This window comes from Caulobacter sp. AVps18 (assembly GCF_058681425.1).
Map to the genome: position 1 here is coordinate 465,609 of NZ_CM178737.1, position 22,406 is coordinate 488,014.

The following is a 22,406-nucleotide window of genomic DNA, read 5'->3' on the forward strand; positions in this document are numbered from 1 at the left end:
GCTGCATGCTTTTCCGGGCTGCGAGGGCTTTGTGCTGATCCGGCGCGTACCCAAATCGGGCAAGCGCCGGATCGCAAGCTCCAGAGCTGAGCGCCTCAGCCCTGGAAGGGATCACGCATCAGAATGGTGTCGTCCCGCTCGGGGCTGGTCGACAGCAGGGCCACAGGGGCGCCGATCAGTTCCTCGACCCGGCGCACATATTTGATGGCGTTGGCATTGAGGTCCTTGAATGAGCGGGCACCGGCGGTGCTTTCGCTCCAGCCGTCCATCTCTTCATAGATCGGCACAGCGGCGGCCTGGTCGCGCATGCCGGCCGGCAGATAGTCGACCTCGCGGTCGCCGATCTTGTAGCCGACGCAGATCTTCAGGGTCTTGAGGCCGTCCAGCACGTCCAGCTTGGTCAGGGCGATGCCGTCGATGCCATTGATGGCCACCGACTGGCGCACCAGCACCGCGTCGAACCAGCCGCAGCGGCGGGCGCGGCCGGTATTGACCCCGACCTCGCGGCCGACCGTCGACAGGTGCTTGCCGACTTCATCATCCAGCTCGCAGGCGAACGGCCCCTCGCCGACGCGGGTGGTGTAGGCCTTGACGATGCCCAGCACATATCCCGGCCCCTTGGGACCCATGCCCGAACCGGCGGCGGCCTGGCCGGCGACGGTGTTGGACGAGGTGACGAACGGATAGGTGCCGTGGTCAACGTCCAGCAGGGCGCCCTGGGCGCCTTCGAACAGGATGCGCTTGCCGGCCTTGTAGGCCTGGTCCAGCAGGCGCCAGGCGGGCTGGGCATAGGCCAGGATCTGCGGCGCGATCTCCATCAGCTGGTCGAAAAGCGCCTCGCCGTCGGCCTCGGGCAGGCCCAGGCCGCGACGCAGGGCGCCGTGGTGACTGAGCAGGCGCTCGATCTTGGGCTTCAGGGCTTCGGGGTCGGCCAGGTCGGCGACCCGAATGGCGCGACGGCCGACCTTGTCTTCATAGGCCGGGCCGATGCCGCGGCCGGTGGTGCCGATCTTCTGGCTGGAGGCGGCTTCGCGGCCCTGATCCAGGTCCTTGTGCAGCGGCAGGATCAGGGTGGCGTTGTCGGCCAGAACCAGCAGGTCCGGACCGATGATCACGCCCTGTTCGGCAATCTTGGCGATCTCGCCCAGCAGGTGCCAGGGATCGACCACCACGCCATTGCCGATCACCGAGAGCTTGCCCTGCACGACGCCCGAGGGCAGCAGGGCCAGCTTGTAGACCTTGCCGTCCACCACCAGCGTATGGCCGGCATTGTGGCCGCCCTGGAAGCGCACGACGACGTCTGCCCGGTTGGACAGCCAGTCAACGATCTTGCCCTTGCCTTCATCGCCCCACTGGGCGCCGACGACGGTCACATTGGCCATGGTAGAGATATGCCTTGTCACCTGCCCGGTGACGTCCAGCGGCCCTTCGACAGGACTCGGCCGCAGACGCTTATTCAGTTTTGGGCGGCGACACGAGGACGGTCAAAGCCGGTCCCCGCGAAGTCAGAAGGCGTAGACCAGCCGAACCCCCACGTCGTCAAGTCCCTGGTTCTTGCCCTGGTGGAAGATCTGGCCGTTCGACAGGTGCGTATAGGCCAGTTCGCCGGACCAGCGGTCGTTGAACTGGTAGCCCAGCGCCAGTTCCGGCTCGAACAGTACCTTCGAGCCGAAGTCGATACGGGTGTTGTAGAGCACCAGGCGGCGGTCGATCTCGGCCTGACTGATGCCCGGCTCGTTGACCGGCGGCAGCTGGGTCTCGCCGTCCGTATAGGCCAGGCCGAAGCCGGGGCGCAGGTAGAAGCCGCCCTCCTGGCCGAAATCGATCTTCCAGTTGAAGCCGGCAGCGACGAAGTTGGAGGTGTTCTCGCTGTTGATCGAGACCATGGCGTGAACCTGCGGCCGGCCGAGCCAGGTCAGGTTTTCCAGCCGTTCGGTGCGGTAGCCGAGATGGATGTCGACGCCGTCTTCGCGCCCGGCGGCACCGAGGCCGACCGCCTCGCCGATGAAGGTGACGTCGTGCTTGAGGGCTCCGACATAGACTTCCCCGGCCAGGGCGGGCGAGGCTGCGCCCAGAACGGCGGCGGCCGAGGCGGCGAGCAAGGCGATTTTCATCGAGACGTCCTGAGCAGCATGATCCCGGGGCTGTTATGGCGTGATCGTCGCGCCGCGCAAAGGGTCTTCAAGGCGCGGCCGGAACGCCCTAGCCTCCGGTCATGAGCATCACCCTCGCCGATATCCAGGCCGCCGCCGACCGTCTCCGGGGTCAGGCCGTCGAGACCCCCCTGATCGAGAGCCCGGCCCTGAACGCACGGCTGGGCGGGCGGATCTTCCTGAAGCCGGAGACCCTGCAGCGGGCGGGGGCCTTCAAGTTCCGGGGGGCCTATAACCGGCTCAGCCAGCTGACGCCCGACGAGCGCCGCCGCGGCGTGGTCGCCTTTTCGTCGGGCAATCACGCCCAGGGCGTGGCCCTGGCGGCCCAGCTGGTCGGCTGTCCGGCCCTGATCGTCATGCCGTCCGATTCGCCGGCCGTGAAGGTCGAGGGCACCCGCGGCTTCGGGGCCGAGATCCGCTTCTACGACCGCTTCACTGAGGACCGGGTCGCCATCGCTGACCAGATCGCCGCCGAGCGCGGCTGCGTGGTCGTGCCCTCCTATGACGATCCGCACATCATTGCCGGCCAGGGCACACTGGGCCTCGAGATCGTTGATCAGGTCCGCGCCCGGGGCGTCGAACTGGACCGCCTGCTCTGCTGTGTTGGCGGCGGCGGGCTGATCGCCGGAACCTCGACGGCCGTAAAAGCCCTGTCGCCCGGCACCGAGGTCTGGGGCGTAGAGCCCGCCGGTTTCGACGAGACCCGCCGATCGCTGGAGAGCGGCCGCCGTGAAACCATCGATCCGGAGGCCCGCTCGATCTGCGACGCCCTGCTGACCCCGATCCCCGGCGAACTGACCTTTCCGATCAACCAGGCCAATCTGTCCGGGATCGTCGCGGTCACCGATGCCGAGGTCGCTGAGGCGATGCGCTATGCCTTCTCGGTGCTGAAACTGGTGGTCGAGCCCGGCGGCTGCGTGGCCCTCGCGGCGGCCCTGGCCGGCAAGATTGAGGTGGCCGAACAGACCAGTGCCATCGTGCTGTCGGGTGGCAATGTCGATCCGGACCTGTTTGCCCGGGTACTGGCAGGCGAGATCTAGCAACAACAAATCCCGTCATCCCGCGACTTGTTCGCGGGACCCATGGCTCAGCTTGCATGGGCATGTTCCATTGGGCGCTGCACCTGTGGCGGACAAATGGGTCCCGTGAACAAGTCGCGGGATGACGGTCAAGGGAATGGGAACAGCATGAACTTTCCACCGCACACCGCCCTCCCCCAGACCCCGCTCCTCGTCATCGACAAGGCGGCCCTGCTGCGCAACCTCGACCGCATGCAGGTCCTGTGCGACGCGGCCGGCGTCCGGCTGCGGGCCCATGGCAAGACCCACAAGTGCTCGATCCTGGGCCGGCTGATCATCGAGCGCGGGGCCGTCGGCCTGTGCGCCCAGACGGTGGGCGAGGCCGAGGCCTTCGTAGCCGGGGGGATCACCGACGTCCTGGTCACCGCTCCGCCGCCCGCCTGGGCTGGGCCGCGTCTGGCGGCCCTGGCCCGGAGCGGCGCCACGGTCGGCGTCACCGCCGATGACGAGGGCCAGATCGACCGGCTGTCGGACGCCGCCGTCGCGGCAGGGACAACGCTGGATCTGGTCGTTGACCTGGACCTGGGCACCCACCGCACGGGAGCCTATCCACACGAGGCCCTGGCCCTGGCCCGCGCCGCCGACGCCGCTCCGGGCCTGCGCTTTGCCGGGATCCAGGCCTATCTCGGCCACCTGCAGCATCTGGACGACGGGGCGCTGCGCCGCTCGGCCGACGAGGCCGCCTTCGCGACCCTCAGGAGCCTGGTCGCTGACCTGACCGCCGCCGGTCTGCCGCCGCCCGTGGTCACCGGCGGCGGCACCGGCACCCACGCCTTTGACCTGGCCTCGGGCGTCTTCACCGAACTGCAGGCCGGTTCCTACGCCGTGATGGATGTCGAGTACGACGCCTGCGGCGCGCCAGGCGGCGGCGACTGGCCGTTTGAACCGTCCCTGTTCATCGCCGCCAGTGTCGTCTCGGCCCGCCACAAGAGCCATGTCGTTGTCGACGCAGGGTTCAAGGCCGTGTCGATGGACGGCCCGCCGGCCCGCATCGTCGCCGGTGCGGCTCCGGGCTCGCTGTGGCGGCCGATGGGCGACGAGCATGGCATGATCGCCCACCCGGCCCTGATCGACGTGCTGAAAGCCGCCGGCCGCGATCCCCTGGGCTTTGACCGCGCCGTCAGCGCCGCCGACGCCGATCCGGCCCGCGCCTTCCCGGCCGATGCCCCGGCGGTGGGCGACATTGTCTGGCTACAGCCGGGGCACTGCGATCCGACGATCAATCTCTACGACGCCCTGCATGTCTGGGACGGCGAGACCCTGGAGCGGTGGGCGGTGGATGGGCGGCGGGTCTCCAGGACCTGACATGACTTGCCCCCTCCGCGCTTCGCGCTCCTCCCCCGTAGGGGGAAGATGAAGGGCGGCGATCTCATCTTCCCCCTACGGGGGAGGACGGCTGCGAAGCAGCCAGGAGGGGGCAAGTGAGCCGGCAAACACACGCCCCCTAGCCCTCGCACAAGACCCCGGATACGGTCCCGCTCCAACGACAAGATCTGACCCCAAAGAGTGTCACTGATGAAACGTCTTCTGCTCGCCACCGTCCTGTTCACGGCCCCCATGCTGGCCCACGCTGCCGATGCGCCGAAGATCGACCCCGGCAAGCTGACTGCCCACATCAAGACCCTGTCGTCGGACGCGTTCGAGGGCCGGGGTCCTGCCACGGCCGGCGAAACCAAGACCGTCGCCTATATTGTCGAGCAGATGCAGGCTGCGGGCCTGGAGCCCGGCGGCGATCTGAAGGACGGCAAGCGCGCCTGGACCCAGGACGTGCCGCTGGGCATGTTCGAGATCAAGGGCCCGGTCAGCGCCCACATGATGGTCGGCCCCAACCACATCATGTTGAACCAGGGCGAGCAGATCGCCATCCGCGCTGCCATGACCAATGTCGACAAGGTGTCGATCCAGAACGCTCCGATCGTTTTCGCCGGCTATGGCGTGAAAGCGCCTGAACGGAACTGGGACGACTTCAAGGGCCTGGACGTCAAGGGCAAGATCGTCGTCGTGCTGATCAACGACCCGGACTTCGAGACCGGTTCCGGTGACTTCGGCGGCAAGGCCATGACCTATTACGGCCGCTGGACCTACAAGTACGAGGAAGCCGCGCGCCTGGGTGCTGCCGGCCTGCTGATCGTGCATGAAACGGCCCCGGCCTCCTACGGCTGGGCCACGGTCAAGAACTCCAACACCAACACGATGTTCGACATTGTCCGCAAGGAGCCGAGCAAGTCGCACCCAGCTCTGGAAGGCTGGATCCAGCGCGACACCGCCGTCGAACTGTTCAAGGCCGCGGGCCTGGATTTCGACGCCCTGAAAAAGCAGGCTCAGAGCCGTGACTTCAAGCCTGTGGAACTGAAAGGCGCGACCTTCTCGGCCAACTACGCGGTCGAGCCCAAGGTGATCGTCTCCAAGAACGTGGTCGGCAAGCTGACCGGTGCCAAGCGTCCGGACGAGACGGTGTTCTTCACCGGCCACTGGGACCATCTAGGCGTGGGCCTGGCCGACGCCAAGGGCGACACGATCTATAACGGCGCCGTCGACAACGCGACCGGCATCGCCGCCATGCTGGAAATGGGCCGCGTCTACGCCCAGGCCCCGCGCACCGACCGCACCCTTGTCTTCCTGGCCGTGACGGCCGAGGAAAAGGGCCTGCTGGGCTCGGAATACTATGCGGCCAATCCGCTGTATCCGCTGGCCAAGACGGTGGGCGTGATCAACACCGACGCCCTTGACCCCGCCGGCCCGGCAAAAGACTTCACCATCTCGGGCAGCGCCAAGCTCGGCTTGCTGGATGACCTGATCGCCCACGGCAAGAAGGTCGGCCGCAGCTACACGCCCGACCCCGCGACCGAGGCCGGCTACTTCTATCGCTCGGACCACTTCCCGTTCGCCAAGCGCGGCGTGCCGGCCATCTCGTTCGGCTCGGGCGAGGACCTGGTCGAGGGCGGGGTGGCGGCCGGCAAGGCCTTCGCTGACGCCTATCGCATCAACGCCTACCACCAGCCCGCCGACGAGTGGAACGACAGCTGGCGGGTCGACGGCATGACCGCCGACATCACCCTGCTTTATGGCCTGGGCCGCGACCTGGCCACCTCGACCCGCTGGCCCGAATGGGGCGAGGGCTCGGAGTTCAAGGGCACGCGCGACGCGACCAAGGCAGAGCGCAAGTAAGCCGCACCTCTATCTTGTCATCCCGGAAGCCTCGCAGAGGCTATCCGGGACCCAGGAGCCGGAGCATCGCGGTTGCCCCTGGGTCCCGGCTCTCCGCTACGCTGCGGCCGGGATGACAAACATGTTTTGAACCGGATAGCGCTCACCGCAACGCGGGCGTGCGGGATGCTCTTATGACAGCCTCGGTCTTCGACCTCTTCAAGCTCGGCGTCGGCCCGTCCAGCAGCCACACCATGGGCCCGATGACGGCGGCGGTGCTGTTCGTCGGCCGCCTGCGTGAGGCCGGAAAGCTCGCGATCACAGCGCGCGTCGAAACGCGGCTCTACGCCTCCCTGGCCCTGACCGGACGCGGCCACGCCACGGATCTGGCGGTGATCCTGGGTCTGATGGGCTTGGTGCCGGCCGATCTCGATCCTGACGCGGGCGAGGCGGCCCTGGCGGAGACCCGCGCGACCCAGTGGCTGAAGCTGGGCGGCGAGACCGGTGTCGCCTTCGACGAGGCCCGCGACATCGTCTGGCTGGGCCACGAACGCCTGCCCCAGCACCCTAACGGCCTGACCTTCGTCGCATTCGACGCCGCCGGCGTCGTGATCTCAGAACGCACCTATTTCTCGATCGGCGGCGGCTTCGTGCGCGACGAGAGCGAGATGGGCCGCAACGCCCCGCCGGAAGACGGTCCGGCCATCCCCTTCCCGTTCGAGAGCGGCGCCGATCTCTTGCAGCGCGCCGCCGATGCTGGCCTGACCATCGCCGGCGTGATGGGGGCCAACGAGTTGGCCCGAATGTCGCTGGACGACATGAACGCCGGTATCGACCGCATCTACGGGGCCATGGAAGCCTGTATCGACCGGGGCATGCGGCAGGACGGCGTCCTGCCCGGCGGTCTATCGGTGAAGCGCCGCGCCCGCCAGATCCACCAGACCATCCAGGGCCGCATGGAGCGCCAGATCAGCGATCCTCTGGCGGCCATGGACTTCGTCAATCTGTGGGCCATGGCGGTGAACGAGGAGAACGCCGCCGGCGGCCGGGTGGTCACCGCCCCGACCAATGGCGCGGCCGGGCTGGTGCCGGCGGTGTTGCGGTTCTTCGTGCGCTTCTACAACGGCACGCCGGAGCAGATCCGCGTCTTCCTGCTGACCGCCGCCGCCATCGGCGCGCTCTACAAGCGCAATGCCTCGATCAGCGGCGCCGAGGTGGGCTGCCAGGGCGAGGTCGGCGTCGCCTGCTCGATGGCCGCCGCCGGGCTGTGCGCCGCTTTGGGCGGCAGCAACGCCCAGATCGAGAACGCCGCCGAGATCGGCATGGAGCACAATCTGGGCCTGACCTGCGATCCGATCGGCGGCCTGGTGCAGATCCCCTGCATCGAGCGCAACGCCATGGGTGCCATCAAGGCCATCGACGCCGCCCGCCTGGCCCTGCTGGGCGACGGCCAGCACTCGGTGAGCCTCGACAAGGTGATCGCCACGATGAAGCGCACCGGCGAGGACATGAACGAGATCTACAAGGAAACCTCGATGGGCGGTCTGGCCGTGGGGCTGTCGGTCAACCGGGTGGAGTGCTGATCACTTGCGCCCTACGGGTCGCTTCGCGACCATCTTCCCACTCTGGGGGAGGAGCGCCGTAGGCGCGGAGGGGGCAAGGGCTGCGGTCACCCCTTAGCTGCATCTGACAATCCCGCGCGTTATCCCTGCGGGCGCCGATCGCCCGGCCGGGAGCGCATGCCATGAACATCGTCATCTTCGAAGCCGAGGACTGGGAACGCGCCGCAGTGGCCGGCCTTGGCCAAGATCACGCCGTGACCTGTGTGAGCGAGGTCGCCGGCCCAGGCTTCCCCGAAGCCGAGGTGATCTCGACCTTCATCGACTCGCGGCTCGACGCCGCGACCCTGGCGCAAATCCCCAAGCTGCGCCTGATCGCCACGCGCTCGACCGGCTATGACCATATCGACCTGGGCTACTGCAAAGCCCACGGCGTGACCGTCTGCAACGTGCCCGACTATGGCGACCCGACGGTGGGAGAACACGCCTTCGCCCTGCTGCTGGCCCTGGCCCGCAAGATCCCCGAAACCGTCGACCGCACCCGCCGGGGCGACTTCTCGCAGGACGGGCTGAGGGGCTTTGACCTCGGCGGCAAGACCCTGGGCGTGGTCGGGACGGGCCAGATCGGCCGCCGGGTGATCAAGATCGCCAGGGGCTTCGACATGGAGATCATCGCCTTCGACATGAAGCCGGACGTCGAGGCCGCCGAGGCCCTGGGCTTCCGCTATGTGCCGCTCGAGACCCTGATCGCCACCTGCGACGTGCTGACCCTGCACATTCCCGGCGGTCCGGCGACGGAAGGCCTGATCGGCGCCGCGCAGCTGGCCGCGATGAAGCCCTCGGCGGTGATCGTCAACACCGCGCGCGGCGGGGTGGTCGACGCCGAGGCCCTGCTGCACGCCCTGCTCACCGGCCAGATCGCCGGGGCGGCACTCGACGTGCTCAGCCAGGAGCCCTGGCTGCGCGACGAGGCCCAGATCTTTCGCTCGGCGACGCCGCCTGCGCCGGAAGGCCTGCGCGCCCTGGTCGCCAGCCATGCCCTGCTGAAACTGCCCAATGTCATCGTCACCCCGCACGTGGCCTATGACACCCGTGAAGCCGTGGGGCGGATCATGAGCGTGACCCTGGGCAATATCGAAGCCTTTGCGGCCGGCACGCCCCGCCACGTCGTCACGGCCTGAGGTCTCCCCCTTGCCGAGCGCCGCCGCGATCTTCTAGGGTGCGCAGCGGAACAGGAAGGGAACAGACATGTCGGACAGTGTCATTCGAACCGGCATCGGCGGCTGGACCTTTGAGCCCTGGCGGGGCGTTTTCTATCCCGACACCCTGCGGCAGAAGGACGAGCTGGCCTATGCCGCCTCGCGGCTGACCAGCCTCGAGATCAACGGCACCTACTATTCCACCTTCAAGCCCGACAGCTGGCGCAAGTGGCATGACGAAACGCCGAAGGACTTTGTCTTCTCGGTCAAGGCCAGCCGGTTCTGCACCAATCGCAAGATCCTGTCGGCCAATGGCGAGTCGCTGGAGAAGTTCCTCGGCCAGGGCCTGACCGAACTCGGCGACAAGCTGGGCCCGATCAACTGGCAGTTCATGGGCACCAAGAAATTCGAACCGGAAGACTTCGAGGGCTTCCTCAAGCTTTTGCCGCGCGAGATCGGCGGGCGGCCGGCGCGTCATGCCCTGGAAGTGCGCAACCCGACCTTCGCCACGGCCCAGTTCTATGACCTGGCGGCGCAGTACGGTGCGGCCATCGTCTATGCCGTCGATGACGAGGAGCCGACCTGGCCCTGCATCGACCAGACGACCGCCGACTTCACCTATGCCCGCCTGATGTGCAGCCGGGAGGACGAGCCCACGGGCATGAGCTCGCAGGAGCTGGACGGGATCGTGACCCAGACGCGGGCCTGGGCCCAGCGCGGCGACGTGTTCGCCTACTTCATTTCCGGCGCCAAACTGAGGAACCCGGCGGCGGCGATGGCGCTGATCGAGAAGCTGAAGGGCTGAAGGCCGGAGGGGGCGTCTGAAGGAAAACGTGGTTAGCCAAACCTTAAGGCCCGCGCCCTAGGCTCAGCGCCATGCTCCGCTTCCTCGCCCTGCTGGTGATGACCCTGGCCCTGGCCTCACCAGCCGGGGCCAGGCAGAGCGGGCGCGGGACAACGCCGGCCCCCGCCGTGGCCTTGCCCCAGACCGTGCTGCCACCGCTGATCCCGCTGGCCCAGAGCCGGCCCGGCGGCGATGCGAGCCAGTGCCGCAGCAGTTGCGCCCGCACCTATTATTTCTGCAAGTCGGGCACGGAAGACGACAGCTGTCCCGGCCAGTTCGCCCAGTGCAACGCCCGCTGCACGGCCACCTACAGACGCCCGGGTTCCTGACCTATTCGTCCAGACAGACCCGCTGGATCTCGGCCCGCAGCTCGGGCATGCCCAAGCCCTTTTCCGATGAGGTGGCCAGAACGCGCGGGAAGGCGGCGGGGCGCTTGGCGATGGCCTTCAGCGTCTCGGCGGTGACCTTCTCGACCTCGTGCGGTTTGATCTTGTCGGACTTGGTCAGGATGATCTGGTACGAGACCGCCGCCGTATCCAGGGCGTCCAGGGCTTCCTGATCGACCTTCTTGAGACCGTGACGGGCGTCGATCAGCAGATAGACGCGGCGCAGGGTGGCCCGGCCGCGCAGATAGGCGCGACCCAGGTCCTGAAACTTGCTGACCGTGGTCTTCGACGCGCGCGCGAAGCCGTAGCCTGGCAGATCGACCAGGCGCAGCTTCTCGGCCAGCAGGAAGAAGTTGATCTCCCGCGTGCGGCCCGGCTCGTTGGAGGCCCGGGCCAGGTACTTCTGCCCGACCAGCCCGTTGATCAGGCTGGACTTGCCGACATTGGAGCGGCCGGCAAAGCACACTTCCGGCGCGATGGGATGGGGCAGGCCGTCCATGTTGACGGCCCCCATCATGAAGGCCACCGGCTGGGCGAACAGCACCCGCGCCGCCTCGATCTCTTCCTCGGTGAAGACGGGATCCCCCGAGGGTAAGAAATTGGGCGACGGCGCGAAGTTGGGTTCAGTCATCAGGTCGCCGTCACGGTTTTGCCCTTGAAGCGGGCGATGATCTGATCGATCGGGTTTTCGACCTTGTAGCGGCGCATGATGATGTACTGCTGGAAGATGGTCAGGACGTTGGACCAGCACCAGTAGATCACCAGACCCACGGCGAAGCCCGAAAGGGTGAAGGTGAAGATCACCGGGAACCACTGGAAGATCTTCTGCTGGATCGGGTCGGCGGCCGGCGGGTTCATCGCCGTCGTCAGCCACATGGTGAAGCCATACAGCAGCGGCCAGATGCCCAGGTGGGCGATCATCGCGCCGACCATCGGCAGGCTGCCCGGATCGTACGGGATCAGGCCAAACAGATTGAACAGACTGGTCGGTTCGGGCGCCGAGAGATCCTGGATCCAGCCGAAGAACGGCGCATGCCGCATTTCAATGGTAACCGTCAGCACCTTGTAGAGCGAATAGAACACCGGGATCTGCACCAGCATGGGCAGGCAACCCATCATCGGATTGATCTTTTCCTTGCCGTACAGCGCCATCATTTCCTGCTGCTGTTTGGCGGGATCGTCCTTGTGCTTGACCTTCAGTTTTTCGACCTCGGGGGCGATCTTCTTCATCTTCGCCATCGACTCGTAGCTCTTGTCGGCCAGCGGATAGAGCACCAGCTTCAGCGCTACGGTCAGCAGCAGGATGGCGACGCCGAAATTGCCAACCAGCTTGTAGAACAGCTCCAGGATGTTGAAGATCGGGCGGGTGAAGAAGCTGAACATGCCCCAGTCGACGGCGTCGTCGAAGCGCGGCACTTCCGCCTGACGCTTGTCCCAGAACTTCCACCAGACGGGCGGCTGGCCGCCGTACTCATAGCTGCGCAGCAGCGGTACGGTCTTGGCGCCGGCGAACAGCCGGGTGTTCTGGGTCAGGGTCTGGCCAGGAGCCAGGACCTTGGTCGGTCCCACGAAATTGACGTCATAGATATCGACCGCGCCGGGGGTGACCCGGTACTGGGCGGTAACATTCTCGGCCTGGTCGGGGATCAGGGCCGCCAGCCAGTACTTGTCGGTGACGCCGGCCCAGCCGCCCTTCGAGGTGAAGGTTTCCAGCGGCTTGTCCTTCTTCCACTTGCCGTACTTGGACAGCTTCAGCTCGTGGTTCTTGCCGTCGGCGCCGCCGAACACGCCGATGGCGCCTTCGTGGACGATCTGGTTCTTGCCCAGCATCGGGTCGACGCCCTGGCGCTGCACGGTGGCGTAGGCCGCCAGCGAAAGCGTCTGGCCGCCCTGGTTGCGAACCGTGTCGGCCACCTTGAACATCGCGTTCTCGTCGACAGAGATGGTGCGCGTGAAGATCAGGCCCTGGCCGTTGTCATAGGTCATGACGACCGGCGAAGTCGGACGCAGCACCTGGCCCGGCGCGGCGGTCCAGACGGTGCGGCTGTCGGGCAGGCCCGGCAGATTGGCCCCGGCCCAGCCGAAATCGGCGAACCAGGCGTGCTCGGCGCCCTCGGGGCGGAACAGCTCGACCGGCGGCGAGCCTTTCTTGGTCGTCTGATCGTACTTCTTGAGCCACAGGTCGTCGATCCGAGCGCCCTTCAGGGCGATCGAGCCCGACAGCGACGGAGTGTCGACTGCAAGGCGCGGGCTCTGGGCCTTGGCGGCGTCGCGCGACAGCTTCAGCGGCGCGGGCGTGCCGTCCGGCCCCAGAACCAGACCCGGCTGGGTCGCCATCATCCTGGCTTCAGCAGCCTTCTTGGCCTTCAGCTCGGCGTCGGCCTGCTTCTGCTGCGGACCCAGGACGAAGAACTGGTACCCGATCAGGATCGCGAACGCGCTGACGATGAACATCAACGTGTTTTTGTTGTCGTTCTGCATGGATGACTTAACCGGAAACGGAGGGATCGGGCGCCGAGGCGTCGAATGTGGGGTCTTTGGGATGATCAGCGGATTGAGCCTGACGGGCCCTAGCCTCCGCGCGATCATGTTCGGCCGCGAGGCTTAACAGCGCGGTTTTCACATCGTCAAGCAAACGCCCCCATTCGCGTGTACGGGTGCCGCCGCGCGCAATGAACACATAGTCGCACATGGGGCGGCCATGAAGGGGTAACAACAATCTTGCGGCCTCGCGAAGGCGCCGCTTGGCTCGATTTCGCTCGACCGAGCCACCGACCTTTTTGGTGGCCGTGAAACCCACACGGATCAGGGGATCTTCGTCCAGCCGGGCGCGCATCTGCATGAACACCGCCCCCCGCGACAGGGCCGGGGCCTTGGCGGCCTTCAGGAAATCGGGGCGCTTTTTCAGGCGCTCGATCTTGACCACATCCGCAGGCTGGTTCGCGGTCATGAAAAAAGCCGCCCTTTCCGGCGAAAACCTGAGGTCAGGCTCTGGGAAAAGGCGGCTTTTGTCATGGTCTACTGCCTCCCGCGAACGGGAGAAAAGAGCGGGCTTAAGCCGCTCTTAGGCCGTCAGGCGCTTACGGCCCTTGGCGCGGCGACGCGCAACGATCTTCTGGCCGTTCTTGGTGGCCATACGTGCGCGGTAGCCGTGACGGCGGGCTCGCACGAGCTTCGACGGCTGGAATGTCCGCTTCACGAGGTGGCTCCGAATACAAAAGTGAGACGCGAGAGCCGTGCGGCCTCCGCGAGTGAGGGGCGGTGGATAAGGGATGGGGCGCTGGCTGTCAACCTGAGTCGACTCCGGGAGTTGCAAGCGGCACTCGCCCCCTCCGCGCCTGCGGCGCTCCTCCCCCGTAGGGGGAAGACGGGGATCGCGCTCTTACCTTCCCCCTGTGGGGGAAGACGATCGCGAAGCGATCAGTAGGGGGCAAGTGGCTTACAGACCCGGCACGATCACCGCCTTGCCTACAACCTTGCGCTCTGCCAGGAGGTCGAAGGCCGCACGCCAGTCATCGAGGCCGAACTCAGCATGGACGTGCGGGCGGATCACCCCCTCATTGGCCATGCGCCAGACCTCGTCAGCGTTCTCGCGGCCCTTGTCGGGAAACTGCCGGCCATATTCACCGGCCCGCACGCCCATCACCGAGAAGCCCTTGATCAGCGGCATATTGACCGAGACCGTCGGGATCCGCCCCGAGGTGAAGCCGATGACCAGCAGCCGGCCGTCAAAGGCGATGCAGCGGACGCTCTCGTCGAACACGTCGCCGCCCACGGGGTCATAGATGATGTCGGCCCCACGCCCGCCGGTGATGGCCTTGACCTGCTCGCGGAAACCGCCGGTGACATTGACCAGGGCGTCTGGGGCGTAGAGCGCCTGGATGGCCGCAAGCTTGTCGTAAGAGGCTGATGCGGCGATCACGCGGGCGCCCAGGGCCTTGGCGAGGTCCACCGCCGCCAGCCCCACTCCGCCGGCCGCGCCATGCACCAGCACCCAGTCGCCCGGCTCGACCCGCGCCCGGCGTACCAGAGCGACATAGGCCGTCAGATAGGCGGCCCCATAGGCCGCGGCCTCGCCGAACGACAGCCGCTGCGGCTTGGGCTTGAGGGCCTCGGCGTCAAGAACAGCATACTCCGCGAACGCCCCCAGCCGGGCACCACCAACCACGGCGTCGCCGATCTGAAAGGTTGTGAAGCCGTCGCCCAGGGCCGCCACCTCGCCGGCCAGATCCAGGCCGGGCGTGAAGGGTGTGGGCGGCTTGAACTGGTACTCGCCGCGCGTCATCAGCAGGTCAGGGAAATTGACGCTGGCGGCGCGGACGCGAACCAGCACCTGACCGGGCCCGGGCGCAGGAGTGGGGACTTGCCGCACCGCGCAACCGGCGAAGTCGGGGGCGAGGGTTTCGACGACGAGGGCGCGCATCATAAGGACCATCCCCCAACCTCTGATGCGCCCCACTTCTTGTCATCCCGGCCGCAGCGAAGCGGAGAGCCGGGACCCAGGGGCCAAGGCGAGGCGGTGGCCCCTGGGTCCCGGATAGCCTTTGCGAGGCTTCCGGGATGACAAGCTTTTGGGATCATTTTGCCGCGCCGGCAGGTGCTGCCTCAAACGCTGCCCGCACCAGGCGTGCGATGTCGCGACAGGCTGCATCGGCCGCCGGCACAGCCCCGGTGAAGGCCGTGAAGCCGTGGGCCAGGCTGTCGTGACAGCGATAGGTCACCGGCACGCCGGCCGCCTGCAGGCGCTTGGCATAGGCTTCGCCCTGGTCGACCAGGGGATCGAAGCCGGCGGTGATCACCACCGCCGGGGCCAGCCCTGACAGGTCTTCGGTCTTGTTCGGCGACAGGCGAGGATCAGCCGGATCGGCCTCCGGCCCCATATAGTGGCCCATGAACCATTCCATGATCGAACGGCTAAGCGGATAGGCATCGGCATAGGTGGCCATCGAGGCCGTCTCGCTGGCCACATCCACGGCCGGATAGATCAGCAGCTGCAGGGCCGGCTGAGGCTCGCCCGCGCGCTGCATTTCCTGGGCGAGGATGGCGGCGAAGTTTCCGCCCATCGAGTCGCCGCCAATGGCCGGCGGCAGAGCCGCCGCGCCGAAGCGGGCGGTGTTGTCACGCGCCCAGCGATAGGCGGCCAGCACGTCGTCGAGCCCCGCCGGGAACCGGTGCTCGGGCGCCAGCCGATAATCGACGGATACGACAGCGGTGCGCGCGATCCGGGCCAGGATCCCGCAGAAGGCGTGGCAGGTCTCCAGATCGCCGATCACCCCGCCGCCGAAATGGGCAAAGACGATCAGGGGCGCAGAAGCGTCCTGGTCGGCGGGCCGGTAGGCGCGCAACGGCAGGGAGCCACCCGGGCCGTCAATGGTCAGGGCCTCGGTGGCGACACCCGGCTCGGAGGGGCCGGAGACGGCTACCAGGCCCTGGGCGCTGGCCGCGCGGGCCACATCCGCCGGCAGGGTGGTGATCGATGGCATCTTCCTGGCCGCATGGGCGAAGAACTGGAAGCGCGGATCCAGGGTGCGGCCCCCGCGGTAGACCACCCCACCGCCGGACATGGCCCGCAGGATCGGGCTGGGCAGCGACAGGATGGTCTTCAGAATGAACTTCTGGACAGCGATGTCGGCCATGCGGGCTCCGGGTCGTGGACTAGAGTTTGGGAAGGGCGGGCAGTCCGCCCAAGATCAGCTTTACGGCGAAGTCGGCGGCGCCGGCGGTGTCGACCGGACGGCGTTCCAGCATCTTGTCGCTGACCTCACGGGCCACGGCGATGCAGGCGGCAGTCAGATAGTCCAGATCGACGGTCGGGGCGTGTTCCAGTTCCAGAACCTTGGCAAAGCCGGCCCGAACCTCGTCGAACACCGCCACGATCTCGGGCGTGGCGCGGGCGTGGGGAATCTGCTCGCCGGCCGGCCGGTTCAATCGCCAGTTTTCCTGTTCGGTGGCCACGAACTCGAAATAGGCAGTGATGGCGCCGCGCAGGAACGACTCGAAATCGACAGCCTTCTCATTGGCCTGACGCAGCAAAGGCCGAAACCGTCGCGCACCGTCATCAGCCAGGGCGTCGAACACCTCTTCCTTGGACTTGTAGTAGTTATAGAAGGTGCCGGAGGCGAGACCTGTGCGGCGGATGATGTCGCGCACCGTGGCCCCATCATAGCCAAGCTCGCCGAACACCTCGCGGGCGGCATCAAGGATGGCCTGGCGGTTGGCGACCTTGGTCCGTTCCCGCTTGCCCGGCCGCAGGTCTTCGGCGGCCTTGGGGAAATAGGCGATATTCGACATCGAACGCGACTCACAGGCGAGGCCATCATGACGCCCCGTCAGGATTTGAGCCTGATTACGCGCCACGGGGCAAGACCTCGGTCAGGGCCGGGGCCCCTGGACGACCTGATCCAAAGCCGCATGATCCGGTCACGCCACGACCTGAGCCGTCGCCTGCCCTGCCCGGGCCGGAACCGGCAGGGCCTTGCCCCTGGCCGCCGCCCGCTTCTCGCCGCGCGCGATCTCCTTCTTCAGGTCTGCGCAATAGACGTTGAAATCGACCTGGATGGTATGGCGGGCCGAGGCGTAGAACTGGCCCAGATGGCGCTCCTCGTCCCGGGCGGTGATGGCGGTCATCTCGGCGGGCGACGGCGGCGCATATTGACCGGCCAGATAGGCGGCCGCCAGCTTGGCCTGCTGCTCGGCGAAGTTCAACAGGGTCGGCAAGGGCTGGGCCAGGCCCATGAAGAAGAGGTTGGCCACATCCGGCTTCATCATCCGCTTGAACAGCGGGAAGCGGTGATCAGCCCCCGGCTGGATGGCCGGATCGTCGAAGAACGGAAAGCTGATCTTGTAGCCGGTGGCAAAGACGATGGCGTCGACCTGTTCCACGCTGTCGTCAGCGAAGCGGACATTGCGGCCCTCCAGCGCCTTGATCGCCGGCTTGAACTTGATGTCGCCACAGCCGGCCCGGGTGAGGAACTCGCCGGAGACCGAGGGGTGAGCCTCCAGCGGCTCATGATCGGGCTTGGGCAGGCCGTAGTCCTCCATCTTGCCGATGCTCTTCTTGAGCACGCTGCGCGTCAGGGCCAAGCCCAGCTTGCGCGGCATCCAGGCGGGCAGCGCCGATTTGTCCGCCGGCTTGCCATTCAGATATTTCGGGAACACCCAGACCCCGCGCCGGGCCGAAACCCAGAGGTTTTTCGCGATCGGCCGCTGCGAGAGCTCGCTGGCGATGTCCATGGCCGAATTGCCCATACCGACCACCACGACATTTTTGCCGCGCATATCGACGGGATCGAACGGGTCGCCATAGGCGTGGGCGTGGAAGGCCGGACCGTCGAACTCGCCCGGATATTCCGGGATGCGCGGGTCCCAGTGGTGGCCGTTGCAGACAAACAACACGTCGTAGAGCCGCGTTTCACCGGTCGACAGGGTCACCGACCACAGGCCCTCCGCCGTCCGGCGGGCGGTCTCGACCCGGGTGTTGAAGGTGATGGTCTCGCGCAGGCCGAAATGATCGACATAGTCCTTGAAGTACTGGTGCAGTTGGGCGTGGTGGGGGAAATCGGGCCAGTCGGCGGGCACCGGGAAATCCTCGAAAGCCAGGCGCCACTTGCTGGTGTCGATGTGCAGGCTCTCGTAGCAGGCCGACAGTCCGTTGGGGTTCTTGTAATACCAGTTGCCGCCGATCTCGTCGGAGATCTCGAAGCAGTCATAGGGAATGCCGTAGTCCTTCAGCCGCTTGGCCGTGGTGAAACCGCTGCAGCCCGCACCGATGATGCACGCCTTGGGAAGCTTGCCCGTCATTTCCGCCCGCCTGACTTATCGTTGTTAAGGTGAGCGTATCAGCGTTATTCGACCCGTCAAACGCCTCCCCTGCGTCAACCCTATCCACAGGCCGATACAGCGGGCTTAATGCTCCGGTAGGATATGCGGTAGACACCCGCCCTCCCCCGTTTCATTCGACTCGCTTCGCTGATCCAAGGCTGCCCGACCATGACCCGCCACGAACTGAAGACCTGGCCGCAATATTTCGCCGCCGTCCGCTCGGGCAAGAAGCGGTTCGAGATCCGTCGTAACGACCGCGACTTCTCGGTGGGCGACATCCTGGTGCTGCGCGAGTTCGATCCCGATAGCGACGCCTATACGGGCCAGGTCGAGGAGCGCCAGATCACCTTCCTGCTGTCGGAAGAGGACTACGGTGTCATTCACGGCTTCGTGGCCATCGGCTTTGGCGAGGTGATGCCCCATCCCGACGCCCTGGCCGAAGGCGTGCTGAGCGCCGAGCAGTTGGCCACCTGGCACGAGATGCAAGCCTCCAATGCCGCCCTGCGCGGCCAGGACGCCCGCAAGGTCTCGGCCAGCTACGCCGCCCCGACGACGGGCCGCGCGCCAATGAGCGTCGCCGCCGAGCGCCACGCCGCCGTCGCCGCTGCGGCTGAAGCCGAAGCCAGCTTCCACGCCGCTGCGGCGCTGATCGTCCGCAAGGGCTGAAATGAAAAAGCCGCCGCCCGCTTGAGCGGACGGCGGCTTTTCAGGTTCGAAGGTTAGCCGTTTAGGCCGCTTCGCTGATCTGGGCGGGGAACACGTCGTTCATGCGCAGATAGGTGATCAGGCGGTTTTCCATCGAGATGATCGCCTGGATGTAGCGCAGCTCGTCGACACCGATATCGGGAGCCGGCTGCAGGTGTTCGCGTGACACGGTGAAGGTCTCGCTGACGGCGTCAACCAGGATGCCGGCCAGGCGGTCCTGGCACTCGACCACCACGATGACGTGGCGGGTTTCAGGAACGGTGACGCCCAGGCCCAGGCGGTTGCGCAGGTCGATGACCGGCATGATCGCGCCGCGCAGGTTGATGACACCCTTCAGATAGCTGGGCGCGTGCGGGATCGGCGTCGCCGGGGTCCAGCCGCGAATTTCGCGGACCGTCTTCACGTCGATGCAGAATTCCTGCTCGCCGATGCAGAAGGAGATCAGCTCCAGGGCGGGCTCGGCTTGGTCGGACATATCGATTTTCCCCGGGATGGTCGTTTAGGCGTGTGTCCCGGGTCGCATGTGCGACGCGCCCCGGGCCATACTGACACAAGACGCGATGGGCTCTTTCACATTGGTTAATGCAGCGCTCTGAAACGCGCGCCGGATTGTCGCAATGGGTACAGGACGGTCGCCGGCGGCGACCGTCCCGTGAAGGTTGTCAGGGCTCCGACAAGCCCTCGTCTCCGTCGTCAGACAGGTTGAACTCGTACCAGACGCCGTTCAGCACACCGAAGGCGACGGCCAGGCCAAGGCCCAGGATCCAGGCGAAATACCACATGGTCAGTTCCTCAGTAGAGGTCGGGGTTGGTGGCCAGGGCGGCCGTGCTGGTCCGGCCCCACAGCACCTTGTAGACCCAGGCGGTGTAGAGCAGCACCAGCGGCAGGAAGATCACCGTCACGATCAGCATGATAAACAGCGTCAGGTGGCTGGATGAAGCGTTCCACACCGTGAGGCTGGAGCGCGGATCGATGGCGCTGGGCAGGATGAACGGGAACATCGACAGGCCGACGGTGGAGATGATTCCCAGCGCCGAGACAGACGAACCGCTGAACGACAGGGCCGCCTTGCCCGTCCTCAGGCCCAGCAGGGCGACCGCCGAGCCGACGAAGCCGAGGACCGGAGCGATCAGCATCCAGCCGTGACGGCTATAGTTGTCGAGCCACGCGCCCGAAGCATGGACCGCCACGGCGCGCAGGGGATTGGAGGGACCCGCTGCGTCCGCCACGCCTTCCAGCCGATAGCCCAGCCCGCCGAACGCCACATAGAAGCCGCCGGCCGCGAACAGCACGATGCTGGCCAGGCCCGCCGTCTCGCCCAGCTTGCGGGCGCGCTCGGTGACCGGGCCTTCTTCGCCCTTGACGGTCAGCCAGGCCGCGCCGTGCAGCACCAGCATGGCGACCGACAGCAGGCCGCACAGCAGGGTGAAGGGCGTGAACAGGCCAAAGAATGCGCCCTCGTAGAAGGACCGCAGGTCACTATCCAGACGGAAGGGCGCGCCTTGCAGCACATTGCCGACCGCGACACCGAACACCAGCACCGGCACAAAGCCACCGGTGAACAGCGCCCAGTCCCAGAAGGACCGCCAGCCTGGCTCGGGCCGCTTGGAGCGATACTTGAAGCCCACGGGCCGCAGGATCATCGCCCCCAGCACCAGGAACATGGCCAGGTAGAAGCCCGAGAAACTCACCGCATAAACGAAGGGCCAGGCGGCGAAGATCGCGCCGCCGCCCAGGATGAACCACACCTGGTTTCCTTCCCAGGTGGCACCGACGGTGTTGATCACCATGCGGCGCTCCGCGTCGGTCTTGGCGACAAACGGGAGAAGCGCGCCAACCCCCATATCGAAGCCGTCAGTGAGCGCAAAGCCGATCAGCAGGACGCCCATCAGGGCCCACCAGATGATCCGCAGGGTCGCGTAGTCGATAGGTAGTTCCATCACGCGTTCCTTTTAAGCGACGGCCGGTTCGCCGTCGGCGGGGGCGAAAGCCTCCTGCTCGGCGAAGGGGCCCTTCTTGATGTGACGCAGGATCAGCCCGACCTCGACCACCGCCAGGCCGCCATAGATCAGGGTGAACAGCACGATTGTGATCCACAGCTGCGCGACGCTGAGGCTGGAAGCCCCCAGCGCGGTCGGCAGCACGCCCTCCACGGCCCAGGGCTGGCGACCGACCTCGGCCAGGATCCAGCCCAGTTCCGCGGCGATCCAGGGCAGCGGGATCGCCGCTACGGCCAGGACCAGGAACCACTTGGTGTCATGCTTGCGCAGGGTGACCAGCACGAAGGCCGTGGCGAACAGGGCGATCATCAGCAGACCGATGCCGGCCATCAGGCGGAACGACCAGAACATCACCGGCACATTGGGAACAGTGTCCCAGGACGCCTTCTTGATGGTCGCCGCATCAGCCATTCGGGGGTCGGCGACATAGCGCTTGAGCAACAGGCCGTAGCCCAGGTCGCGGCGGTGCATCTCGAAGGTGGCGCGAGCCGCCATATCCTTGGGATTGGCCTTCACGGCTTCCAGCGCGCCATAGGCGATGACACCCGACTCGATGCGATCCTCAGCCGTGGCCACCAGTTCGAAGATGCCCTCGACAGGGGTGTCGATGCTGCGGGTAGCGATCAGGCCCAGCACATAGGGGATCTTGACCTCGTAGTGGGTCTTGCGATCGGCGAGGCTGGGGATGCCGAAGGCCGCCAGACCGGCCGGCGCGGGTTCGGTTTCCCACATGGCTTCCAGAGCCGCCAGCTTCATCTTCTGGTTGTCGGTCAGGGTGTAGCCGCTCTCATCGCCGAGCACGACCACCGACAGGGCCGAGGCCAGGCCAAAGGCGGCGGCCACGGTCATCGAGCGCTTGGCCACACCCACATACTTGCCCTTCAGCAAGTAGAAGGCCGAGATACCCAACACGAAGACAGCGGCGATGGTGTAGCCCGCGCTGACCGTGTGAACGAACTTGGCCTGTGCCACCGGGTTGAACAGCACGGCACCGAAGTCTGTGACCTCCATCCGCATGGTGTCGGGGTTGAAGGCCGCGCCGACCGGGTTTTGCATCCAGCCATTGGCGATCAGGATCCACAGGGCCGAGAAGTTGGTGCCGACGGCGACCATGAAGGTCACGAACAGGTGGCCGACCCGCGAGAGCTTTTCCCAGCCAAAGAACATCAGGCCAACGAAGGTGGCCTCAAGGAAGAAGGCCATCAGGCCCTCGATCGCCAGGGGCGCGCCGAAGATGTCGCCGACATAGTGCGAGAAGTAGGACCAGTTCATCCCGAACTGGAATTCCATGGTCAGGCCGGTGGCGACGCCCAGCACGAAGTTGATGCCGAACAGCCCGGCCCAGAACCGCGTGACCGTGCGCCAGATCGGGCGCTTGGTCATCACATAGATGCTCTCCATGATGACCAGCATGAACGAGAGCCCAAGAGTCAGAGGCACGAACAGAAAGTGGTACAGCGCAGTGAGCGCGAATTGCAGCCTCGAGAGATCGACGACGGCGGGATCCATGAG

21 protein-coding genes and 3 pseudogenes are annotated in these 22,406 nt (G+C 66.4%); 9 read left to right on the forward strand and 15 right to left on the reverse strand.

What is annotated here, in order from left to right; translation table 11 throughout:
• Positions 1-95: 95 nt before the first annotated feature.
• Together ACW179_RS02155 and ACW179_RS02160 are read right to left on the reverse strand one after the other, a co-directional pair.
• The gene (locus tag ACW179_RS02155) at positions 96-1,382 is read right to left on the reverse strand and encodes an adenylosuccinate synthase (RefSeq protein WP_492062510.1); all 1,287 of its coding nucleotides are present in this window, start codon (positions 1,380-1,382) and stop codon (positions 96-98) included.
• A gap of 123 nt (positions 1,383-1,505) precedes the next feature.
• The gene (locus tag ACW179_RS02160) at positions 1,506-2,114 is read right to left on the reverse strand and encodes an acyloxyacyl hydrolase (protein ID WP_492062512.1); all 609 of its coding nucleotides are present in this window, start codon (positions 2,112-2,114) and stop codon (positions 1,506-1,508) included.
• 101 nt (positions 2,115-2,215) lie between these two features.
• Here ACW179_RS02160 and ACW179_RS02165 point away from each other — a divergent pair, with 101 nt between their 5' ends.
• The 3 genes from ACW179_RS02165 to ACW179_RS02175 all read left to right on the forward strand — a co-directional run bounded on the left by ACW179_RS02165 (position 2,216) and on the right by ACW179_RS02175 (position 6,400).
• Positions 2,216-3,193 (forward strand): threonine ammonia-lyase, encoded by a 978-nt coding sequence (locus tag ACW179_RS02165; RefSeq protein ID WP_492062514.1) that lies wholly within the window; start codon positions 2,216-2,218, stop codon positions 3,191-3,193.
• Positions 3,194-3,289: 96 nt separating this feature from the next.
• On the forward strand, positions 3,290-4,537 hold the full coding sequence (locus ACW179_RS02170; protein WP_492062516.1) for an alanine racemase: 1,248 nt from the start codon (positions 3,290-3,292) through the stop codon (positions 4,535-4,537).
• Positions 4,538-4,747: 210 nt separating this feature from the next.
• Entirely contained in the window at positions 4,748-6,400 is a 1,653-nt protein-coding gene (locus tag ACW179_RS02175) for a M28 family metallopeptidase (protein WP_492062518.1), read from the forward strand.
• A 43-nt stretch (positions 6,401-6,443) separates the two neighbouring features.
• Here the strand turns inward: ACW179_RS02175 and ACW179_RS02180 are convergent.
• Positions 6,444-6,527, reverse strand: a pseudogene (locus ACW179_RS02180) (hypothetical protein); the annotation flags it as partial.
• A gap of 46 nt (positions 6,528-6,573) precedes the next feature.
• Here ACW179_RS02180 and ACW179_RS02185 point away from each other — a divergent pair.
• The 4 genes from ACW179_RS02185 to ACW179_RS02200 all read left to right on the forward strand — a co-directional run bounded on the left by ACW179_RS02185 (position 6,574) and on the right by ACW179_RS02200 (position 10,310).
• On the forward strand, positions 6,574-7,962 hold the full coding sequence (locus ACW179_RS02185; RefSeq protein WP_492062520.1) for an L-serine ammonia-lyase: 1,389 nt from the start codon (positions 6,574-6,576) through the stop codon (positions 7,960-7,962).
• 161 nt (positions 7,963-8,123) lie between these two features.
• Positions 8,124-9,119, forward strand: a complete 996-nt coding sequence (locus ACW179_RS02190) for a hydroxyacid dehydrogenase (RefSeq protein ID WP_492062522.1) — start codon at positions 8,124-8,126, stop codon at positions 9,117-9,119.
• A 67-nt stretch (positions 9,120-9,186) separates the two neighbouring features.
• Positions 9,187-9,942 (forward strand): DUF72 domain-containing protein, encoded by a 756-nt coding sequence (locus ACW179_RS02195; protein WP_492062524.1) that lies wholly within the window; start codon positions 9,187-9,189, stop codon positions 9,940-9,942.
• A gap of 71 nt (positions 9,943-10,013) precedes the next feature.
• A complete protein-coding gene (locus ACW179_RS02200; RefSeq protein ID WP_492062525.1) occupies positions 10,014-10,310 on the forward strand; it encodes a hypothetical protein in 297 nt (98 codons plus the stop codon).
• Between the two features lies 1 nt (position 10,311).
• Here the strand turns inward: ACW179_RS02200 and yihA are convergent, their stop codons facing one another.
• The 5 genes from yihA to ACW179_RS02225 form a co-directional block, all read right to left on the reverse strand.
• Entirely contained in the window at positions 10,312-10,998 is a 687-nt protein-coding gene (yihA, locus tag ACW179_RS02205) for a ribosome biogenesis GTP-binding protein YihA/YsxC (RefSeq protein ID WP_492062527.1), read from the reverse strand.
• Complete coding sequence (gene yidC / locus ACW179_RS02210; RefSeq protein ID WP_492062529.1) at positions 10,998-12,848, reverse strand: membrane protein insertase YidC; 1,851 nt, start codon at positions 12,846-12,848, stop codon at positions 10,998-11,000. Before yidC ends, yihA begins: the two co-directional genes overlap by 1 nt.
• 7 nt (positions 12,849-12,855) lie before the next feature.
• Complete coding sequence (gene rnpA, locus ACW179_RS02215) at positions 12,856-13,317, reverse strand: ribonuclease P protein component (RefSeq protein ID WP_492062531.1); 462 nt, start codon at positions 13,315-13,317, stop codon at positions 12,856-12,858.
• Between the two features lie 114 nt (positions 13,318-13,431).
• Positions 13,432-13,566 (reverse strand): 50S ribosomal protein L34, encoded by a 135-nt coding sequence (gene rpmH / locus ACW179_RS02220; protein ID WP_012284717.1) that lies wholly within the window; start codon positions 13,564-13,566, stop codon positions 13,432-13,434.
• 240 nt (positions 13,567-13,806) lie between these two features.
• Complete coding sequence (locus ACW179_RS02225; RefSeq protein WP_492062533.1) at positions 13,807-14,793, reverse strand: NADPH:quinone oxidoreductase family protein; 987 nt, start codon at positions 14,791-14,793, stop codon at positions 13,807-13,809.
• A gap of 22 nt (positions 14,794-14,815) precedes the next feature.
• On the opposite strand from ACW179_RS02225, the pseudogene ACW179_RS02230 reads away from it, so the two are divergent.
• Positions 14,816-14,905, forward strand: a pseudogene (locus tag ACW179_RS02230) (hypothetical protein); the annotation flags it as partial.
• Between the two features lie 39 nt (positions 14,906-14,944).
• Here the strand turns inward: ACW179_RS02230 and ACW179_RS02235 are convergent.
• The 3 genes and pseudogenes from ACW179_RS02235 to ACW179_RS02245 all read right to left on the reverse strand — a co-directional run.
• Positions 14,945-16,012: pseudogene (locus ACW179_RS02235) on the reverse strand (alpha/beta hydrolase); the annotation flags it as partial.
• A 10-nt stretch (positions 16,013-16,022) separates the two neighbouring features.
• Positions 16,023-16,658, reverse strand: a complete 636-nt coding sequence (locus ACW179_RS02240; RefSeq protein WP_492062534.1) for a TetR/AcrR family transcriptional regulator — start codon at positions 16,656-16,658, stop codon at positions 16,023-16,025.
• A 129-nt stretch (positions 16,659-16,787) separates the two neighbouring features.
• On the reverse strand, positions 16,788-18,167 hold the full coding sequence (locus ACW179_RS02245; RefSeq protein ID WP_492062537.1) for a flavin-containing monooxygenase: 1,380 nt from the start codon (positions 18,165-18,167) through the stop codon (positions 16,788-16,790).
• Between the two features lie 189 nt (positions 18,168-18,356).
• Here ACW179_RS02245 and ACW179_RS02250 point away from each other — a divergent pair, with 189 nt between their 5' ends.
• Positions 18,357-18,854 carry an ASCH/PUA domain-containing protein gene (locus ACW179_RS02250; protein ID WP_492062539.1) on the forward strand — a complete coding sequence of 166 codons (498 nt, stop codon included), beginning with the start codon at positions 18,357-18,359 and terminating at the stop codon, positions 18,852-18,854.
• 61 nt (positions 18,855-18,915) lie between these two features.
• Here ACW179_RS02250 and ACW179_RS02255 read toward each other — a convergent pair whose 3' ends face one another.
• The 4 genes from ACW179_RS02255 to ACW179_RS02270 form a co-directional block, all read right to left on the reverse strand.
• Positions 18,916-19,368 carry a chemotaxis protein CheW gene (locus ACW179_RS02255; protein ID WP_492062541.1) on the reverse strand — a complete coding sequence of 151 codons (453 nt, stop codon included), beginning with the start codon at positions 19,366-19,368 and terminating at the stop codon, positions 18,916-18,918.
• A 187-nt stretch (positions 19,369-19,555) separates the two neighbouring features.
• Entirely contained in the window at positions 19,556-19,675 is a 120-nt protein-coding gene (cydX, locus tag ACW179_RS02260) for a cytochrome bd-I oxidase subunit CydX (protein WP_419252411.1), read from the reverse strand.
• 10 nt (positions 19,676-19,685) lie between these two features.
• On the reverse strand, positions 19,686-20,834 hold the full coding sequence (cydB, locus tag ACW179_RS02265) for a cytochrome d ubiquinol oxidase subunit II (RefSeq protein ID WP_492062543.1): 1,149 nt from the start codon (positions 20,832-20,834) through the stop codon (positions 19,686-19,688).
• A gap of 12 nt (positions 20,835-20,846) precedes the next feature.
• Positions 20,847-22,403 (reverse strand): cytochrome ubiquinol oxidase subunit I, encoded by a 1,557-nt coding sequence (locus tag ACW179_RS02270; protein WP_492062545.1) that lies wholly within the window; start codon positions 22,401-22,403, stop codon positions 20,847-20,849.
• Between the last annotated feature and the right edge of the window lie 3 nt (positions 22,404-22,406).

What these genes read in the sequence shown, in the direction of transcription:
- ACW179_RS02155 (WP_492062510.1), bottom strand. Translation starts at nt 1,382, where the DNA reads ATGGCCAATGTGACCGTCGTCGGCGCCCAGTGGGGCGATGAAGGCAAG.
- ACW179_RS02160 (WP_492062512.1), bottom strand. Translation starts at nt 2,114, where the DNA reads ATGAAAATCGCCTTGCTCGCCGCCTCGGCCGCCGCCGTTCTGGGCGCA.
- ACW179_RS02165 (WP_492062514.1), top strand. Translation starts at nt 2,216, where the DNA reads ATGAGCATCACCCTCGCCGATATCCAGGCCGCCGCCGACCGTCTCCGG.
- ACW179_RS02170 (WP_492062516.1), top strand. Translation starts at nt 3,290, where the DNA reads ATGGGTCCCGTGAACAAGTCGCGGGATGACGGTCAAGGGAATGGGAAC.
- ACW179_RS02175 (WP_492062518.1), top strand. Translation starts at nt 4,748, where the DNA reads ATGAAACGTCTTCTGCTCGCCACCGTCCTGTTCACGGCCCCCATGCTG.
- ACW179_RS02185 (WP_492062520.1), top strand. Translation starts at nt 6,574, where the DNA reads ATGACAGCCTCGGTCTTCGACCTCTTCAAGCTCGGCGTCGGCCCGTCC.
- ACW179_RS02190 (WP_492062522.1), top strand. Translation starts at nt 8,124, where the DNA reads ATGAACATCGTCATCTTCGAAGCCGAGGACTGGGAACGCGCCGCAGTG.
- ACW179_RS02195 (WP_492062524.1), top strand. Translation starts at nt 9,187, where the DNA reads ATGTCGGACAGTGTCATTCGAACCGGCATCGGCGGCTGGACCTTTGAG.
- ACW179_RS02200 (WP_492062525.1), top strand. Translation starts at nt 10,014, where the DNA reads ATGCTCCGCTTCCTCGCCCTGCTGGTGATGACCCTGGCCCTGGCCTCA.
- yihA (WP_492062527.1), bottom strand. Translation starts at nt 10,998, where the DNA reads ATGACTGAACCCAACTTCGCGCCGTCGCCCAATTTCTTACCCTCGGGG.
- yidC (WP_492062529.1), bottom strand. Translation starts at nt 12,848, where the DNA reads ATGCAGAACGACAACAAAAACACGTTGATGTTCATCGTCAGCGCGTTC.
- rnpA (WP_492062531.1), bottom strand. Translation starts at nt 13,317, where the DNA reads ATGACCGCGAACCAGCCTGCGGATGTGGTCAAGATCGAGCGCCTGAAA.
- ACW179_RS02225 (WP_492062533.1), bottom strand. Translation starts at nt 14,793, where the DNA reads ATGATGCGCGCCCTCGTCGTCGAAACCCTCGCCCCCGACTTCGCCGGT.
- ACW179_RS02240 (WP_492062534.1), bottom strand. Translation starts at nt 16,658, where the DNA reads ATGTCGAATATCGCCTATTTCCCCAAGGCCGCCGAAGACCTGCGGCCG.
- ACW179_RS02245 (WP_492062537.1), bottom strand. Translation starts at nt 18,167, where the DNA reads ATGACGGGCAAGCTTCCCAAGGCGTGCATCATCGGTGCGGGCTGCAGC.
- ACW179_RS02250 (WP_492062539.1), top strand. Translation starts at nt 18,357, where the DNA reads ATGACCCGCCACGAACTGAAGACCTGGCCGCAATATTTCGCCGCCGTC.
- ACW179_RS02255 (WP_492062541.1), bottom strand. Translation starts at nt 19,368, where the DNA reads ATGTCCGACCAAGCCGAGCCCGCCCTGGAGCTGATCTCCTTCTGCATC.
- cydX (WP_419252411.1), bottom strand. Translation starts at nt 19,675, where the DNA reads ATGTGGTATTTCGCCTGGATCCTGGGCCTTGGCCTGGCCGTCGCCTTC.
- cydB (WP_492062543.1), bottom strand. Translation starts at nt 20,834, where the DNA reads ATGGAACTACCTATCGACTACGCGACCCTGCGGATCATCTGGTGGGCC.
- ACW179_RS02270 (WP_492062545.1), bottom strand. Translation starts at nt 22,403, where the DNA reads ATGGATCCCGCCGTCGTCGATCTCTCGAGGCTGCAATTCGCGCTCACT.